Genomic DNA, 16364 nt, shown 5'->3' with positions numbered 1-16364 from the left:
TGAGTAATTAGTGAGTAGTCATTATTTTTTATTCTATCTAAAGGTTATTGATATTTACAGTATAATAACCCTAATTAAAATAAAAATGAAAAAAATTACATTTCTCCTACTTGTATTATGTATTGGATTAGCATCTGGTCAAGCTAAAAAAGATGCAGATTGGACTTCTATTTATAGTAATACAAATGAGGCTAATTTCTATGATCTTCAAGCAGACTTTAATTCATATTGGAAAGATAAAACACCAGAGAGAGGACAAGGTTATAAACCTTTTAAAAGATGGGAAGATTATATGGCACCAAGAGTTTATCCTTCTGGAGATATAACTTTACCATCTAACACATATAACAATTACATATCTTGGTTAAAGAGAACAAATAATAGTAAAACCGCTGCTAATAATAGTGCAAACAAAAGTAGCTCACCAGCAAATTGGACAGAGATTGGACCAATTGGTGCAGCAGGAGGACCATCTCCTTATACCACAACAGGAGCAGGAAGAACTAACTTTGTAAGGTTCAATCCTGATAACAACAATATAATGTATGTTGGTACACCAGACGGTGGCTTATGGAAATCTATAAATGGTGGAACGTCTTGGACAACCAATACCGACTTTTTAGCAGCTATTGGCTGTTCAGATTTAGTAATAGATCCTACAAATACTAATATTATGTACCTTGCTACTGGTGACTTAGAAGGTAATAGAAAAACTATTGGTGTTTTAAAATCGACAGATGGCGGTGCGACTTGGAATACAACTTCATTTGCGGTTCCTCCTTCTAATGGTTATCTTATTTCTAAATTAGTAATGGATCCAAATGACCCATTAAAAATGATTGCATCTACTAATGTTGGTACTTACAACACTAACGATGGTTGGGCAACATTTTTCTATGGCGTATTTCCTAATGGAGATCCTAACCTTCAAGATATGGAGTTAAAACCAGGAAGTTCTACAACTGTATATGCTTCTGGTACTCAATTTTTTAAATCTACAGATTTTGGTGCAAATTGGACAGAAATCACTTCTGGTTTGCCAGCATCTAGTAGTATTGTAAGAATGGCACTTGGTGTAACAGCGGGAGATAATAGTTACGTTTATGCATTATGTGCTAATGCTACCGGTAATAATTTTAATGGTTTGTACCGTTCTACAGATAGTGGAACTACTTTTTCAACACAATCTACTACACCAAACTTATTGGGTTATGATGGTAATGGAGGAGATACTGGTGGTCAAGGATTTTACGATTTATCTATTGTAGTATCACCTACAGATTCTAATATTGTTACAACCGGTGGTGTTAATCATTGGCAATCTTATGATGGTGGTGTAAATTGGACTAATACTTCGGTTTGGGATTCTGGTGAAATTCACGCAGATGTTCACGAATTGTATTATATGCCTGGAAGTTCATCAACAATGTTTTCTTGTAATGATGGAGGTATTTTTAAATCTACAGATAATGGTAATGATTGGGTAGATATTAGTGGTAATATGGGAATAGGACAGATAGTTAAATTAGGCTTATCACCTTTAGTTGCAACAAGTATAATAGCTGGTGAGCAAGATAACGGTTCAATTTTAAAAACAGGATCGAGTTGGTACGCCATAAATGGTGGAGATGGCGGTGAATGTTTTATAGATTATACAGATAATAATACCGTGTACACTCAATATGTAGAAGGTAAATATGCGCGTACTTACGATGGTGGTACAACCACGACTCAAATTGTAACAGGTCTTCCAACAGGTATAGATTTTTATAGCCCATTTAAAATGGATCCTGTAGATAATTACACTATTTATTCAGGAGGTACACCAACATTATATATATCTACTAATCAGGGAGATAATTGGTCTGCATTAGCGACTTCTTCTGGAACAGGAAGTATTAAAGATTTTGTAGTTGCACCTAGTAATAATGCTGTAATCTATACAGTACAAGATAATGCAGTATCTAAGTCTACAGACTATGGAGCAACCTTTACTAATGTTACAGGAGCTTTACCAACTACAGTTGCATTGTCAAGTATAACAGTATCAAATACAGATGTAAATAAAATTTGGGTAACGTATTCGGGTTACGAAGCAGGAACTAAAGTGTACAAATCTGTGAATGGAGGTACTACTTGGACTAATATTTCAGCAGGATTACCTAATATACCAATGAATACCATAGTTTATACTAATAATACTACTTCAGATGCTATTTATGTGGGAGGCGATATAGGTGTATATTATGTTAATAATAATTTATCATCTTTCGAGCTGTTTAATATTGGTTTGCCAAATACAGCAGTTAGAGATTTAGAAATACACTACGCTACAGCTAAAATTGTTGCCGGAACTTATGGTAGAGGAGCTTGGATAAGTAGTTTAAACGATGCTTCTACCTTAGGAGTAGATGAAAATGAAATAGCTTTCGAAATTAAATTCTTTGAAAATGAAAGTGAGCAACTAAAAGTAAAATCGTCAACGCATACTATTAATAGTATTACTGTTTTTGATGCTTTAGGAAGAAGAATATTTGATAAAGTAAATATCGGAGAGAAGGCGTTTAACGTTGAATCTATAAAGAGAAATAATCAAGCGCTATTTATTAATGTTACCTTGTCTAATAACGCTATTATTACTAAAAAGTTAATGTTCTAGATTGTTGATAATTATTAGTGACATTAAAAGAAAAAGAGCCTCTATTGAGGCTCTTTTTTAATGGCATATATTTAACAATATTTAAAGTTTATTCTCAATTAACAAAACATTAAATTATTAGTAGAAGTCTATTGCTTTTTTCAAACGTATCTTTGCTCAATAATTATTTAATATGCGACATTTAAAAACCGAAGATTCTAAAAATACAGCAAAGCCAAAAGTAACCTTAAAACAAGCGTTTAAAACCATTATTTGGCCAAGACGTAAATTGGTGTTTATTGGTCTAGTATTAATAATAATTAAAAGTATTTCTGGTTTAATACTGCCTTGGCAAAGTAAAGTATTGTTAGATGATGTTGTACCAAGTGGAGATTCAAACAAATTATGGACGCTTATTCTTATAGTAATTGCAGCAATAACAGTGCAAGCAGTTACTTCTTATTTACTTACAAAAATACTGAGTGTACAAGCACAATATCTTATTTCAGAGTTACGTGCTCAAGTTCAAAAGAAAGTATTATCACTGCCTATTAGCTTTTTCGATAACACAAAATCAGGCGCTTTAGTTTCAAGAATAATGACAGATGTTGAAGGTGTAAGAAACCTTATAGGCACTGGTTTAGTACAATTGGTTGGTGGTACATTTACAGCAGTCGTATCTCTAGTGATATTAATTAATTTAAATCCATGGATGACACTTTTTGTATTTGTTCCTTTATCAATTTTTGGAATAATTGCACTAAAAGCCTTTAAATACATAAGACCAATTTTTAGAACTAGAGGTAAAATTAATGCTGAGGTTACAGGTCGTCTTACCGAAACGTTAGCAGGTGTAAGAGTAATTAAAGCTTTTAATGCAGAAGAACAAGAGAATGTAGCTTTCGAAAAAGGTGTAGATAAATTGTATCAAAATGTAAAAAAGAGTTTAACGGCTACGGCTTTAATGACTAGTTCTTCAACATTTTTAATTGGTGTTGCTACAACCGGAATTATGGGAATTGGTGGCTATTATATGATTCAAGGTGAAATGACTACTGGAGATTTTCTTTTCTTCACTTTAGTATTAGGTTTTATGATTGCTCCAATTATTCAAATGAGTAATATTGGAAGTCAATTAACTGAAGCTTTAGCAGGTTTAGACAGAACAGAAGAGCTTATGAATATGGCTGCTGAAGATGATGACGAAAACCGTACCGTAGAACTAGAAAACGTAAAAGGTGATATCGCATTTAATAATGTCAATTTTTCTTATGAAGAAGGAAAACCTGTACTTCATAATATAGATTTTAAGGCACCATCTGGTTCTGTAATTGCTTTAGTTGGAAGTAGTGGATCTGGAAAATCGACAATAGCAGGTTTATCTGCAACATTTTTAAACCCAGAATCGGGACAGATAACTATAGATGGTGAAGATTTGTCTAAAGTTAAACTGAACAGTTTTAGAAAGCATTTAGGAGTTGTTTTACAAGACGAATTCCTATTCGAAGGTACAATACGCGAAAACATTATGTTTCCAAGACCAAATGCAACAGAAGTACAATTACAAGCGGCAGTTAAAGCAGCTTATGTAAATGAATTTACAGACCGTTTCGATAAAGGTTTAGAAACTTTAATAGGAGAAAGAGGAGTGAAGCTATCTGGAGGACAAAGACAGCGTATTGCCATTGCTAGAGCGATTTTGGCAGATCCTAAAATTATTATTTTAGACGAAGCAACCTCAAACTTAGATACAGAAAGTGAAGCTTTAATACAGAAGTCTTTAGCAGAATTAACAAAAAACAGAACTACTATTGTTATTGCTCACAGGTTAAGTACTATTAGAAAAGCAGATCAGATACTAGTTATTGAAGCAGGTAAAATTGCAGAACGTGGTAATCATGATGAGTTGATTGCTTCAGAAGGAAGGTATTTTGACCTATATACTTATCAAGCTAAGATTTAATAACCTTTTATTTACCTTAACGTCATAGTTAACATTCACTTAAACTAACCTTAATATTTAGATATTTTTTAGAACACATTGTGTTAATATAGTTTGTCTTGTTTTGCAACAGAATTAACAAACCAAAAAAACACAATGAAAAACTATTTTAAATTATCACTAGGAGTCTTTTCTCTTTTAGCATTAGCATCTTGTAAAGAAGATGATAATAACGTAGAAGTAGAGAACGTAAATCCAGTAGAGTTAAAAGATAGATCTGTAACGCCTACTTTTTTAAATCTTACTTCAGAATTTAGTGATGTAAACATTTATCCATTGCTAACTTCGGAAGATCAATTAGAACAATCTCCAGATTTTGTGTTTGGTTCTATGGCAGATGGCTCTGGTTTATTAAAAAATGATGATGGTACATTTACTTTAATAAATAATATTGAGGCAGATTATGCAATAGCGCGTATAGAGTTAGATGAGACTTTTAAACCTGTAAAAGGAGAGTATATTTTAAACGCTAATGCAACAGCGTCTACAGCACAATGCTCAGGATCTCTAGTAACACCTCAAGAACATGGTTTTGGACCATTATATTTATCTGGAGGAGAATGGGGAGGAGCAAGTAAAGGTGTTTTTGTAACAGATCCTTTTAAGAGTTCTGGTAATTCATCTTATGCACAAATGCTTCCAGCATTAGGACAATGGTCTACAGAAAATGCAGTAGTAATTGGTAAAGATGCTTATGCCGATAAAACAGTAGTTTTTATTGGAGATGATCATGCGGATAACGAAACACCTTCAGGACAATTAGGAATGTATGTTGGTAATCGTGGCGATTTATACGGAGGACAATTATTTGCTTTACGTGTTACAGACGATACTATTGATTTTGAGGTAGATATGCAAGAAGGTCAATCTTACGCTATTGATTTTGTGCCATTAGAAGAAACAGAAATTAACATGTTAGATACAGAAGCTAAAACCAAGGGAGCAATGGGTTTTTCTAGATTGGAAGACATTGATTGGAGAAGAGGTTCTGCTGTAAATAATAGAGAAATCTATTTTTGTGTAACAGGAAGAAAAAAACCAGGTTTAGTAGGGAAAGGAACAAGTTATGGTCGTGTTTATAAAGTAACCTTGAATGAAAATGATCCTTCTTCATCAGGAATTATTACTTGTGTATTAGATGGAGATTTAGAAAATGGAAAAGCCAAAATGTTCCATAGTCCAGACAATATCGTAGTTACCGAAAACTATGCATATATTCAAGAAGATCCTAATGGGTATTTTGATACGCCAGACAAGCAGCATTTTGCTCAATTGTACCAATACAATTTGAATACAGGAGATTTAAAAACAGTTTTAGAGTGCGGTCAAGATAATGCAGCAGCTCAAGGTTATGGTACAACTAATAGTATTTGGGAATTAACTGGTATGATTGATATATCTGAAACCGTAGGTGTTGACGGTACATTTCTTTTAACAACTCAAAATCATGGTTGGAATAACAATTTTACAGATCCAAGTGCAAATTCGGCACCTACAACAGGAGAAGGTAGTATGCTTTTTACTATAAACGGATTAGAAAGGTAATATGTTATTTTCCATCATAAAATTTAACAGAACACGCACATTTTGTGCGTGTTTGTTTTTGTTACTCTTTTTTAACTGTAAACAAGAAGAGAAAAGCTACGAGGTAAATTCAATTTCACTTCTCGAAAATTATTATAAGACTAAACTGCAAGAATGTATTAATCAGTTAGAAGCTTTGGAAGTTTCAAAAACTAAAGTTGAAGCCATAGTAAATTACAAATTAGCAAGAGGTACTTTTAAAACATTAGAACCCATTTTAGCCTTTGTAGATAAAGACAATTATAAGTTTCTAAATGCACCTAATATTCTTAAAATAGAGGAAGAAGATGCTACAGATATTAAAATTAGAGAACCTAAAGGTTTTCAAGTTTTAGAGGAGTCTTTGTTTGATAATACTGTAGCCTTAAAACAGATTAAAAACACAGCAAAAGAAACTAAAAATCGCTTGGCATTAATACATAACAATACTAAGTTAAAACTAAAAAAGCACCATGTCATTTGGCTTATTAGAGATCAAATAGCACGTGTAGCATTAACAGGTATTACAGGTTTCGACTCTCCAGTTTTAGAACAATCTTTAATAGAAGCACAGTTGTCTTACAAGATGGTTGAGACCATTTTAGAGTTTAGTAAAAGCGAATTTAATAATGCCAAACTTTTAAAAACTTGGCAAGATGAAATTTCAAAAACAATTATAGATTTAAATCAAGAATTTAGCACTTTCAATCGCTATAATTTTATTAAAAACCATACACATAAACAACTAGAACTTTTAGTAGAAACACAAAAAGACTGGCAAGTAGAATTTCCTTTTGAACTAGCGTTTACTAATAACATGACCTCGTTATTTTCAAAAGCAACGTTTAATGTTAATTATTTTTCTGATAGTAACAAACCAGTAGTAGACTTACAAGAGAAAATAGCATTAGGAGAAGAGTTGTTTAACGACGTTAGTTTATCATCAAATAAAGAAATGAGCTGCGCAACATGCCATCACAAAGACAAAGCTTTTACAGATGGTATGGTCACTTTTTCTAAACAAAATAGAAATACACCAACATTAACCTACTCCTCTCTACAACAAAGTTTTTTTCATGACGGTAGAGCAGGTAGTCTTGAAGGACAAATTGTAAGCGTAGTAGATAATAAGAATGAGTTTCATACTAATTTAGAAAACATAACGGAAGCCGTTTCAAAGAATTTAGAGTATACTAATAAGTTAAAAGCACTTTATAATAAAACAACAGAAAGAGAAATAAGACATGCAATAGCAACATACGTACGAAGCTTAAATACTTTTAATTCTAAATTCGATAGAAACATTAATAATCAAGAAAACACACTTACAGAAAGTGAAATTAATGGTTTTAATATTTTTAGTGGTAAAGGAAAATGTGCTACATGCCATTTCGCTCCAGTTTTTAATGGTACAGTACCTCCGGCGTTTAACGAGAGTGAAATGGAACTGTTAGGTGTCCCAAAATCTATACACAAAAATTCTAAAGTAAGTGACGATCTTGGGCGCTATCACGTATTTAAAACAGACGAGCGTAAAATGTTTTTTAAAACACCAACCATTAGAAATATTGAAAAAACAGGACCTTATATGCATAATGGTGTCTACAACTCTTTAGAAGAAGTTATTACCTTTTATAATAATGGAGGTGGATCTGGTTTAGGATTCGATTTAGAATACCAAACATTACCAACAGATAGTTTAAACCTTTCAAAAAATGAAATTAAGGATCTTGTTAATTTCATGAATAGTTTAAGCGATAATTAAAATTAAATTTTTTACAAAAATGGAACTATTTTTAGTCGCTTTTGGCGCATTATTTTCAATCATGAATCCTTTAGGAACAGTGCCTGTTTTTGTAGGATTAACATTAGATCATACAAAAAAAGAGAGAGCAATTACTGCGTTTTGGACAGCCATAGATGTATTGGTTATCTTACTCTTATCTTTTTTTGCAGGAAAGTATATTTTATCTTTTTTCGGGATTAGTTTAAATGCTTTAAAAATAGCAGGTGGTTTAATAATAGCATCTTCAGGTTTTGCTTTATTAACTGGTAAGTTTAGAGAACACAAAGGTATGAAACGTCAAAAAGTTCAGGATGATATTCATAGTCGGGATGCTATAAGTTTAACGCCTTTAGCAATACCAATGCTTGCTGGTCCAGGAACCATTTCATTATTAATAGCATATAATCAGGAGTTTCAAAAAACTATTGAAATTGGAATTCTTGTTGCTGCAATGCTGTTAGCAGCACTAACTATTTATTTTGTTCTTAAAAGTGCACATATAATAGTGAAGTTTTTAGGAGCATCTGGTATAAATGCACTTTCGAGAATTATTGGATTTATAGTAATAGCAATAGGAGTAGAGTATATTATTGCTGCGGTTACTGCTATATTTGGTCTATAAAGTAAATATTAAATTTATTTTACAATGGAATATTACCATGTTTACGTTTAGGTCTTTCAACTACTTTATTTTCAAGCATTGCAAACGCTTTAATTAGTTTACGTCTGGTATCTTTTGGTAAAATAACTTCATCTATAAAACCACGTTGTGCGGCGCTATATGGGTTTGCAAATAAGGTCGCATATTCTGCTTCTTTTTCTTTCCATTTAGCGTCTTTATCGTCTGCGGCATTAATGTCTCTTTTAAAAATAATTTCGGCTGCACCTTTTGCTCCCATCACTGCAATTTCTGCACTAGGCCACGCAAAATTCATGTCTGCACCAATATGTTTAGAGTTCATAACGTCGTAAGCGCCTCCATATGCCTTTCTAGTAATGACTGTAATTCTTGGAACAGTAGCTTCACTAAAAGCATATAATAGTTTTGCACCATGAACAATAATTGCATTCCACTCTTGGTCTGTTCCTGGTAGAAATCCTGGTACATCTTCTAAAACTAATAAAGGAATATTAAAGGCATCGCAAAAACGCACAAAACGTGCTGCTTTTTTAGAACTGTTTACATCTAAAACACCTGCTAAAAATTGTGGCTGATTGGCAACAATACCAACACTTCGTCCACCAAGTCTTGCAAAGCCTACAATAATGTTTTCGGCATAGTCTTTATGTATTTCGTAAAAAGAATCTTCATCAATAATACCCGAAATCACCGCATGCATGTCATATGGTTTATTTGCATTATCTGGAACAATACTCGATAAACTCTCTCTTATTTCATCGTTTAAATCGTACTCTAAAAGGGCAGCTGTTTCAGTATTATTTTGTGGTAAATAACTTAATAGTTTTTTTACATCTTCTAAACATTCTGCATCGTTAGGTGATGTTTTGTGTGCTACTCCAGATTTAGTAGAGTGTGTACTTGCTCCACCAAGTTCTTCACTTGTAACCTCTTCGTTGGTAACGGTTTTAACCACGTTTGGACCAGTTACAAACATATAACTAGTGTCTTCAACCATTAGTGTAAAATCCGTCATTGCAGGAGAATACACTGCACCACCAGCACAAGGACCCATAATAGCAGAAATTTGTGGTATTACACCTGAGGATTGTACGTTTTTATAGAAAATATCGGCATAACCACCAAGCGATCGCACACCTTCTTGAATACGTGCGCCTCCAGAATCGTTTAAACCAACTAATGGAGCACCTACTTTTAATGCTAAATCCATTACTTTACAAATTTTCTCAGCATGCGTTTCAGATAGAGAGCCACCAAAAACGGTAAAATCTTGAGCAAAAACATACGTTAATCTTCCGTTTACTGTGCCGTAACCAGTAACCACACCATCGCCATAGAAAATTTGTTTTTCCATGCCAAAGTCTTTGGTTCTATGCGTTACTAAAGCACCAATTTCTTCAAAGGAACCTTCGTCTAGTAAATACAGTACACGTTCTCTGGCTGTTAGTTTTTTCTTTTCGTGTTGTTTATCAATTCGCGCTTGTCCACCTCCTAAATAGGCTTGTGCTAATTTTTCGTTTAGGTCTTTTATTTTAGATTCCATTGCTATTTAGTTTGGTAAGCGTAATAATTTTTGATCTTCGATATATTGTTTTACGGCAAGTGTTGCAGCTATTTTGGCTTCTTCATCTTGTTTGGCTTTTAAAGCTTCTGGCGAATAGTATTTTTTTACAAAATGTGTATCAAAATCACCAGACTTAAAAGCGTCGTGATTAAAAACAAAAGTTCCAAACGGTAATGTTGTTTGAATTCCTTTTACCTTATAATCAGCAATAGCTTTAAGCATTAACTCAATGGCTTCCTCACGTGTTTCTCCATAAGTAATTAGCTTGGCTAGCATAGGATCATAATAAATAGGAATATCCATACCTTGTTCGAAGCCATTATCTACACGAATACCATCACCTTCCGGTAATTTATAAACCGCTAAAGTACCAACACTTGGTAGGAAATCGTTTAAAGGGTCTTCTGCATAGACACGTAATTCTAAGGCGTGACCATTAATTTTTAAATCGTCTTGATCAATATTTAAAGCTTCACCACGCGCGACTTTAATTTGAAGTTCTACTAAATCTACATCTGCAATAATTTCGGAAACAGGATGCTCAACTTGTAGTCTTGTATTCATTTCAAGGAAATAGAAATTTTTATTTTCATCTAACAAAAATTCAACAGTTCCTGCACCTAAATAATCGCAAGCTTTGGCTACTTTTATGGCAGCTTCTCCCATTTCATGGCGTAATTCTGGAGTTAAAATCACACTAGGTGCTTCTTCAACTACTTTTTGATGACGACGTTGTATGCTGCATTCGCGTTCAAATAAATGAATAACATTACCATGTGCATCTGCCATTATTTGTATTTCAATATGCCTTGGAGAACTTACGTATTTTTCTATAAAAACAGAACCATCGCCAAAGGCGTTAACGGCTTCACTTATAGCACGATTCATTTGCGATTCGAATTCGTCTTCTTTCTCAACAATACGCATTCCTTTTCCACCACCACCAGCAGATGCTTTTATTAGAATTGGAAACCCAATGCCTTTAGCAATTTTCTTAGCTTCTGGGATGTCTGTAATGGCTTGGTCTGTACCTGGAACCATTGGAATATTATAAGCTTTAACGGCCTCTTTTGCAGCTAATTTGCTTCCCATTACTTTTATGGCATGTGATTTTGGACCAATAAATGTAATATTGTTTTTCTCGCAAGCTTCTGCAAAACCAGCATTTTCGGACAGAAACCCATAACCAGGATGAATACCATCTACATTAAGACTTTTTGCAACTTCAATAATTTTATCTCCTAATAAATAAGACTGGTTTGAAGGTGCTTCTCCTATTAAAACGGCTTCGTCTGCGTACCTAACATGTGGTGCATTTCTATCTGCTGTAGAGTAAACAGCTACGGTTTTTATTCCCATTTTTTTTGCTGTACGCATAACACGTATTGCAATTTCTCCTCTGTTTGCGATTAGTATTTTTTTCATTATTATTCGAATTCAATTAATAATTGATTTTTATCAACTGCCTCACCTTTACTAACAGCAATAGATTTAATGACACCATCTCTTGGTGAAACTAAAGTGTTTTCCATTTTCATAGCTTCTAAAACTAAAAGCGGAGCATCTTCTTTTATCTCTTCTCCAACCTTTACATTTATGTCTAATATTAGTCCAGGCATTGGTGCTTTTATGTTGTTAACGACTTTAGAGGCACCAACTTCAAATCCCATAGATTTTATTAAAGCATCTAAATGATCTTGAATCTTAATGGAGTAATTGTTATTATTGATTGTTATTTGGTATTCTTTTTTGTGAAAATTTGAAGATACCATTTCTGCTTCATAAGAATTATTATTTTGCAAAACATGAAACTTTGAATTACTAATTTTTATACTGTCCAATGCAGCAATGTCTTTTTCAGAAATATTAAATTCGGAAGAATTATTGACTTTTGCTTTAAAGTTTTGATTCATTTATTTATCATTTTAAATACAAGTAAATATATGTATAATTACGAAAACGTTTGAGCTGAATAACTAAATTTATGCTAATTTTCTATAGTTGATTGTTTTATTTGTAAGAATTGTATACCATCTAAAATTTGATTTAATCCGTATATCTTATTAAGTTTAATACTATATATAATGAAAAAAATTACTTTAATTATTTACATAATTATATTACAGCAAGGGTTTTCTCAAGACCTGGGTCAAGGTTATATTGCTAACGATCTTGTACAACATCCTATGCAACCATTAGCAAAACCTGGATATTTGGCTTCGGTTACAGATCCGTCATTTCCAAATACGCAAATAAAACGCATTGCTAATGCGCCTGCGGGAAGTTTTATTGCACCAATGTATAGCACAATTCAAGCTTGGAATGCAGACGAAAGTTTAATGATTGTTTATGGAGGCGGAGTACATAAATTATTAAATGGACAGGACTATACATTTGTTAGAGACATGACAGATATAAATCCAGATGATATAGAAGCTGTGTTTTGGTCGTTTACAGATCCAGATGTTTTATTTTATATGGATAATAATAACGATAATCTTTATAGGTATAATGTACAAACACAAGTAAAAACAATTATAGTTAATATTAGAACTGTAAGTGGTTGTCCTAGTTCTAGTGGACTAACAGGAGGAAGTGATATACAAATGATGTCTTGGGATAATGATGTTTTTTCTTTTAGATGTGGTAACGATTCGGCTTACTATTATAGAATTTCAACAAGTACGCTAACACAGTTTAATATTGCAGATATTGCTTATAATGCTCCAATGCCTTTTCCTAGCGGTAATTTATTTCATCATGAAGAAAAAATATATGATGTTAATGGGAACTTTGTCAGGGATTTAAAAATTAGAAAAACAGAACACTCCTGTTTAGGGAAATTAAGTAATGGAGATGATGCTTTGTTTGCAATAGCATTTCCTCCAGATCCACCAGAGGGAGATAATACAGGAGGTTGTTTAGGAACATTAATAGCGCATAATGCTACAACAGGAGATTGCTTTTCTGTAACGCTTGAAAGTGATTATGGATACCCAAAATCTGGAACGCATATCTCTGCTTTAGCACATAAAAATACAGAAGGTGGTTGGGTTGCTGTATCTTCTTTAGGCTTTCAACAAGATGGTGTGCAAATTTTGGATCAAGAATTATTTATTGCTAAAGTTAATGAGTTAGATGCAGATGTTTATCGTGTGGCACACCATAGAAGTGATGAGGATAATATTGATTATTGGGGAGAACCACATGTTACCATTAGTCCAACAGGAACGCGCTTGTTATTTGGGAGCGATTGGAGTGGAGTAGAAGACGGTATTTCGATAGATAGTTATGTCGCAGAACTTAATGTTAACACACTCTCTAATACAGAAGTGTTAAGTGCCACATCAATAATAAAAGTATTTACCGATGCTAACCACGAAACCTTAACAATTTCGGGAGATTTTGTAAATAATAAAACAGACTACAAAATTTATAATATTACAGGACAAATTATCTCTCAATCTAAGCTTAATGATAGTAGAAGTATAGATATTTCAACAATATCTAATGGACTTTATTTTATTAATTTATCTATTGAAGGAAGAATAGAAACTTTAAAATTTATAAAATAATATCATTTTTAAAACGCGAATTTTTTTGGTGTCTTTTAATTGCGTTTCGCGATAAAATAACACCTATAATTAGAGACACGAAAGCACCAACCCAAATACCTGGAATAAAGTCTATAAATAGAAAAAAGTCGTAAGAACCATGAAATAAAATAGCTAAACCTAATCCAGTTAGATTTAGTAAAATTTTGTTATTTGAGAATTTCGCTTTTCCCATAAAATATCCCATTAATATTCCAAAAGTTGCATGCGCAGGAATTGCAGTAAAAGCTCTAAGTAAAGCAGTTGTGGGACCACTTTCCATAACATAAAAAATGTTTTCGGTAGCAGCAAAACCCATGGAAACCATTACTGCGTATACAATACCATCAAATTGTTCGTTAAAGGCTTTGTTTCTTTGTGCAAATAATAAAACAACAAGATATTTACTTAATTCTTCAGAAAAACCAACCACAAAAAAGGCTTGAACAAATTGCTGAAGAACACTCAAGCTATTAGTTAATGGAACTGCTAATTCAAAAACACCATATAAGACAGTAGTAATTATAATACTAACAATAGCACCAAGTAAAAAGGATATTATAAGTAAACGTTTAGGTTCTTTTTCGTATTTATCTTTTAAATAAATGTAAAGTATAACAACAGCTACCGGAGCAAGTGCGTAAATAATTAATTCCATGAGGCGAATTTAGTAAATAATTTCAGTAAAAGTATACGTTTATGTAAGTTCGAGTGAAATTGCTTTTTTTGAAATTTTTTATTGAGAACATTTGTATTAAAAATGACTTCTCGCTACAATGCTTCATACTTCAGCATCACTCGAAGTGACATTATTTTTAACCAATACTAAGTTATTTTTGCTAAAATAGCTTCGATTACTTTATGGTAATAATCGTTGTTACTTGCAACAAAATGACCATTAGTTGCAGAGTTTTCTAATAACTCATGAAAATCGTACATACTTACTAGTTTGATAGCTTCAACTTCTTCTTCTTGAAGCACTAAGTCGGATAGGAATCCTTCAAATTCAGCTATAAAGGTGTGATGGAATTCATTGTCTATAATGCCGTTAGGATAAGACTGAAAACATTCAAAAACACCTATTTTTTTTAACTTCTTCTTTTTAATTTTTAATCCTATTTCTTCTTTAATTTCACGAATAGCACCAGCTTTTATAGTTTCACCTGCATCTATATGTCCAGCAACGCTAACATCCCAAAGTAGAGGATAAATAACTTTCGAAGCTGCACGTTGTGCTAGTAAAACTTCACCTTCATTAGTATAAAACCAAATGTGTACTGTATTATGGTAATGTCCTTTGCTGTGTATTTCGCTCTTTAAAACAGATTCACCGGTTGGTTTCCCTGTTTTTGATACTATATCAATGTATTCTTCTGTCATAATAGAAAAAAACGCCATTACTTTATTTTGAAGTAATGACGTTGTTATTTGTTATTAAAAATTACTATTGCTTCTTTTATTTAAAGTAGCTAAACGTTTCACCATCTTCAATTTTTAATAATGTTTCATAAATTAGTTTAATCACATTTTCAACATCGTCTCTATGCACAGTTTCTACTGTTGTATGCATGTAACGTAACGGTAAAGATATTAATGCAGAAGCAACACCACCATTACTATAAGCAAAGGCGTCTGTGTCTGTTCCTGTAGCACGAGATAAGGCAGCACGTTGAAACGGTATTTTGTTAGCGTCTGCCGTATCTGTAATTAAATCACGTAATTTTTGTTGTACAGCCGGAGCGTAAGCAATAACTGGACCTTTACCAATTTCTACTTCACCTTGAACTTTCATATCAATCATTGGAGTAGTTGTATCGTGTGTAACATCTGTAACAATAGCCACGTTTGGCTTAATCGTTTCAGTAATCATTTGCGCACCACGTAACCCAATTTCTTCTTGTACAGAATTTGTAATGTAAAGACCAAAAGGTAATGTCTTCTTATTCTCTTTAAGTAAACGGGCCACTTCAGCAATCATAAAACCACCCATTCTGTTATCTAAAGCACGACAAACAAAATTGTTTTTGTTTAAAATATGGAATTCATCTGGATATGTAATTACGCAACCAATATGCACACCAAGTTCCTCAACTTCGGCTTTAGTTTTACAACCACAGTCTATAAAAATATTATCTGGTTTTGGTGCTTGCTCTTTTGCTTTACTTCTTGTATGTATTGCAGGCCAGCCAAAAACACCTTTAACAATACCATTTTTAGTATGAATATTTACCACTTTACTTGGTGCAATTTGATGATCACTACCACCATTTCTTACCACATAAATTAAACCTTTGTCGTCTATGTAATTTACATACCACGAAATCTCATCGGCATGACCTTCAATAACGACTTTGTATTTTGCTTCTGGATTAATTACACCAACAGCAGTACCATAAGTATCTGTAAAAAACTCATCTACATAAGGCTTAAGGTAATCCATCCATATTTTTTGCCCATCCCATTCGTAACCTGTTGGTGAAGCGTTGTTTAAATATTTCTCTAAAAAGTCCATAGACTTTTTGTTAAGTATGCTCTTTTCTGCCATTGTTTTTTAATTTTGTACTAAAATAACAATAAT

12 protein-coding genes are annotated in these 16364 nt (G+C 32.9%); 6 read left to right on the top strand and 6 right to left on the bottom strand.

Going from position 1 to position 16364, the window contains the following annotated elements:
• The first annotated feature begins 85 nt into the window (after positions 1–85).
• The 5 genes from ASC44_RS03685 (at position 86) to ASC44_RS03665 (ending at position 8611) form a co-directional block, all read left to right on the top strand.
• Positions 86–2659 carry a T9SS sorting signal type C domain-containing protein gene (locus tag ASC44_RS03685; protein ID WP_055446273.1) on the top strand — a complete coding sequence of 858 codons (2574 nt, stop codon included), beginning with the start codon at positions 86–88 and terminating at the stop codon, positions 2657–2659.
• A gap of 172 nt (positions 2660–2831) precedes the next feature.
• The gene (locus ASC44_RS03680) at positions 2832–4601 is read left to right on the top strand and encodes an ABC transporter ATP-binding protein (protein WP_055446272.1); all 1770 of its coding nucleotides are present in this window, start codon (positions 2832–2834) and stop codon (positions 4599–4601) included.
• A 135-nt stretch (positions 4602–4736) separates the two neighbouring features.
• Complete coding sequence (locus ASC44_RS03675; protein WP_055446564.1) at positions 4737–6185, top strand: alkaline phosphatase PhoX; 1449 nt, start codon at positions 4737–4739, stop codon at positions 6183–6185.
• A 175-nt stretch (positions 6186–6360) separates the two neighbouring features.
• Positions 6361–7968: a cytochrome-c peroxidase gene (locus ASC44_RS03670; RefSeq protein WP_241491396.1), complete on the top strand. Its 1608-nt coding sequence runs from the start codon at positions 6361–6363 to the stop codon at positions 7966–7968.
• Positions 7969–7987: 19 nt separating this feature from the next.
• The gene (locus ASC44_RS03665; protein WP_055446270.1) at positions 7988–8611 is read left to right on the top strand and encodes a MarC family protein; all 624 of its coding nucleotides are present in this window, start codon (positions 7988–7990) and stop codon (positions 8609–8611) included.
• Between the two features lie 19 nt (positions 8612–8630).
• Here ASC44_RS03665 and ASC44_RS03660 read toward each other — a convergent pair whose 3' ends face one another.
• The 3 genes from ASC44_RS03660 to ASC44_RS03650 are packed head-to-tail and all read right to left on the bottom strand — an operon-like array spanning position 8631 to position 12106.
• Positions 8631–10172, bottom strand: coding sequence for an acyl-CoA carboxylase subunit beta (locus ASC44_RS03660; RefSeq protein WP_055446269.1), 1542 nt, complete (start codon positions 10170–10172; stop codon positions 8631–8633).
• 6 nt (positions 10173–10178) lie between these two features.
• The gene (gene accC / locus ASC44_RS03655) at positions 10179–11618 is read right to left on the bottom strand and encodes an acetyl-CoA carboxylase biotin carboxylase subunit (protein WP_055446268.1); all 1440 of its coding nucleotides are present in this window, start codon (positions 11616–11618) and stop codon (positions 10179–10181) included.
• Positions 11619–11620: 2 nt separating this feature from the next.
• Complete coding sequence (locus ASC44_RS03650) at positions 11621–12106, bottom strand: acyl-CoA carboxylase biotin carboxyl carrier protein subunit (RefSeq protein WP_055446267.1); 486 nt, start codon at positions 12104–12106, stop codon at positions 11621–11623.
• Between the two features lie 171 nt (positions 12107–12277).
• Between ASC44_RS03650 and ASC44_RS03645 the strand changes: the two genes are divergently transcribed.
• Positions 12278–13768 (top strand): T9SS type A sorting domain-containing protein, encoded by a 1491-nt coding sequence (locus ASC44_RS03645; protein WP_055446266.1) that lies wholly within the window; start codon positions 12278–12280, stop codon positions 13766–13768.
• On the opposite strand, the gene ASC44_RS03640 is transcribed toward ASC44_RS03645, so the two are convergent.
• The 3 genes from ASC44_RS03640 to ASC44_RS03630 form a co-directional block, all read right to left on the bottom strand.
• Positions 13758–14444 carry a PrsW family intramembrane metalloprotease gene (locus tag ASC44_RS03640; RefSeq protein ID WP_055446265.1) on the bottom strand — a complete coding sequence of 229 codons (687 nt, stop codon included), beginning with the start codon at positions 14442–14444 and terminating at the stop codon, positions 13758–13760. The two genes, ASC44_RS03645 and ASC44_RS03640, sit on opposite strands and share 11 nt — an antisense overlap.
• A 167-nt stretch (positions 14445–14611) precedes the next feature.
• Complete coding sequence (locus ASC44_RS03635) at positions 14612–15166, bottom strand: NUDIX hydrolase (RefSeq protein ID WP_055446264.1); 555 nt, start codon at positions 15164–15166, stop codon at positions 14612–14614.
• A gap of 76 nt (positions 15167–15242) precedes the next feature.
• Positions 15243–16331 (bottom strand): M42 family metallopeptidase, encoded by a 1089-nt coding sequence (locus ASC44_RS03630; RefSeq protein ID WP_055446263.1) that lies wholly within the window; start codon positions 16329–16331, stop codon positions 15243–15245.
• Positions 16332–16364: the final 33 nt, after the last annotated feature.

This window comes from Lacinutrix mariniflava (assembly GCF_001418015.1).
GTDB lineage: Bacteria > Bacteroidota > Bacteroidia > Flavobacteriales > Flavobacteriaceae > Lacinutrix > Lacinutrix mariniflava.
Note: the sequence above shows the minus strand (reverse complement) of the source record. Positions and strands in the feature narration are given on the sequence as shown.

Bases quoted from the DNA above. Each gene is read 5' to 3' on its own strand.
- ASC44_RS03685 (WP_055446273.1), top strand. From the start codon at position 86: ATGAAAAAAATTACATTTCTCCTACTTGTATTATGTATTGGATTAGCA.
- ASC44_RS03680 (WP_055446272.1), top strand. From the start codon at position 2,832: ATGCGACATTTAAAAACCGAAGATTCTAAAAATACAGCAAAGCCAAAA.
- ASC44_RS03675 (WP_055446564.1), top strand. From the start codon at position 4,737: ATGAAAAACTATTTTAAATTATCACTAGGAGTCTTTTCTCTTTTAGCA.
- ASC44_RS03665 (WP_055446270.1), top strand. From the start codon at position 7,988: ATGGAACTATTTTTAGTCGCTTTTGGCGCATTATTTTCAATCATGAAT.
- ASC44_RS03660 (WP_055446269.1), bottom strand. From the start codon at position 10,172: ATGGAATCTAAAATAAAAGACCTAAACGAAAAATTAGCACAAGCCTAT.
- accC (WP_055446268.1), bottom strand. From the start codon at position 11,618: ATGAAAAAAATACTAATCGCAAACAGAGGAGAAATTGCAATACGTGTT.
- ASC44_RS03650 (WP_055446267.1), bottom strand. From the start codon at position 12,106: ATGAATCAAAACTTTAAAGCAAAAGTCAATAATTCTTCCGAATTTAAT.
- ASC44_RS03645 (WP_055446266.1), top strand. From the start codon at position 12,278: ATGAAAAAAATTACTTTAATTATTTACATAATTATATTACAGCAAGGG.
- ASC44_RS03640 (WP_055446265.1), bottom strand. From the start codon at position 14,444: ATGGAATTAATTATTTACGCACTTGCTCCGGTAGCTGTTGTTATACTT.
- ASC44_RS03635 (WP_055446264.1), bottom strand. From the start codon at position 15,166: ATGACAGAAGAATACATTGATATAGTATCAAAAACAGGGAAACCAACC.
- ASC44_RS03630 (WP_055446263.1), bottom strand. From the start codon at position 16,331: ATGGCAGAAAAGAGCATACTTAACAAAAAGTCTATGGACTTTTTAGAG.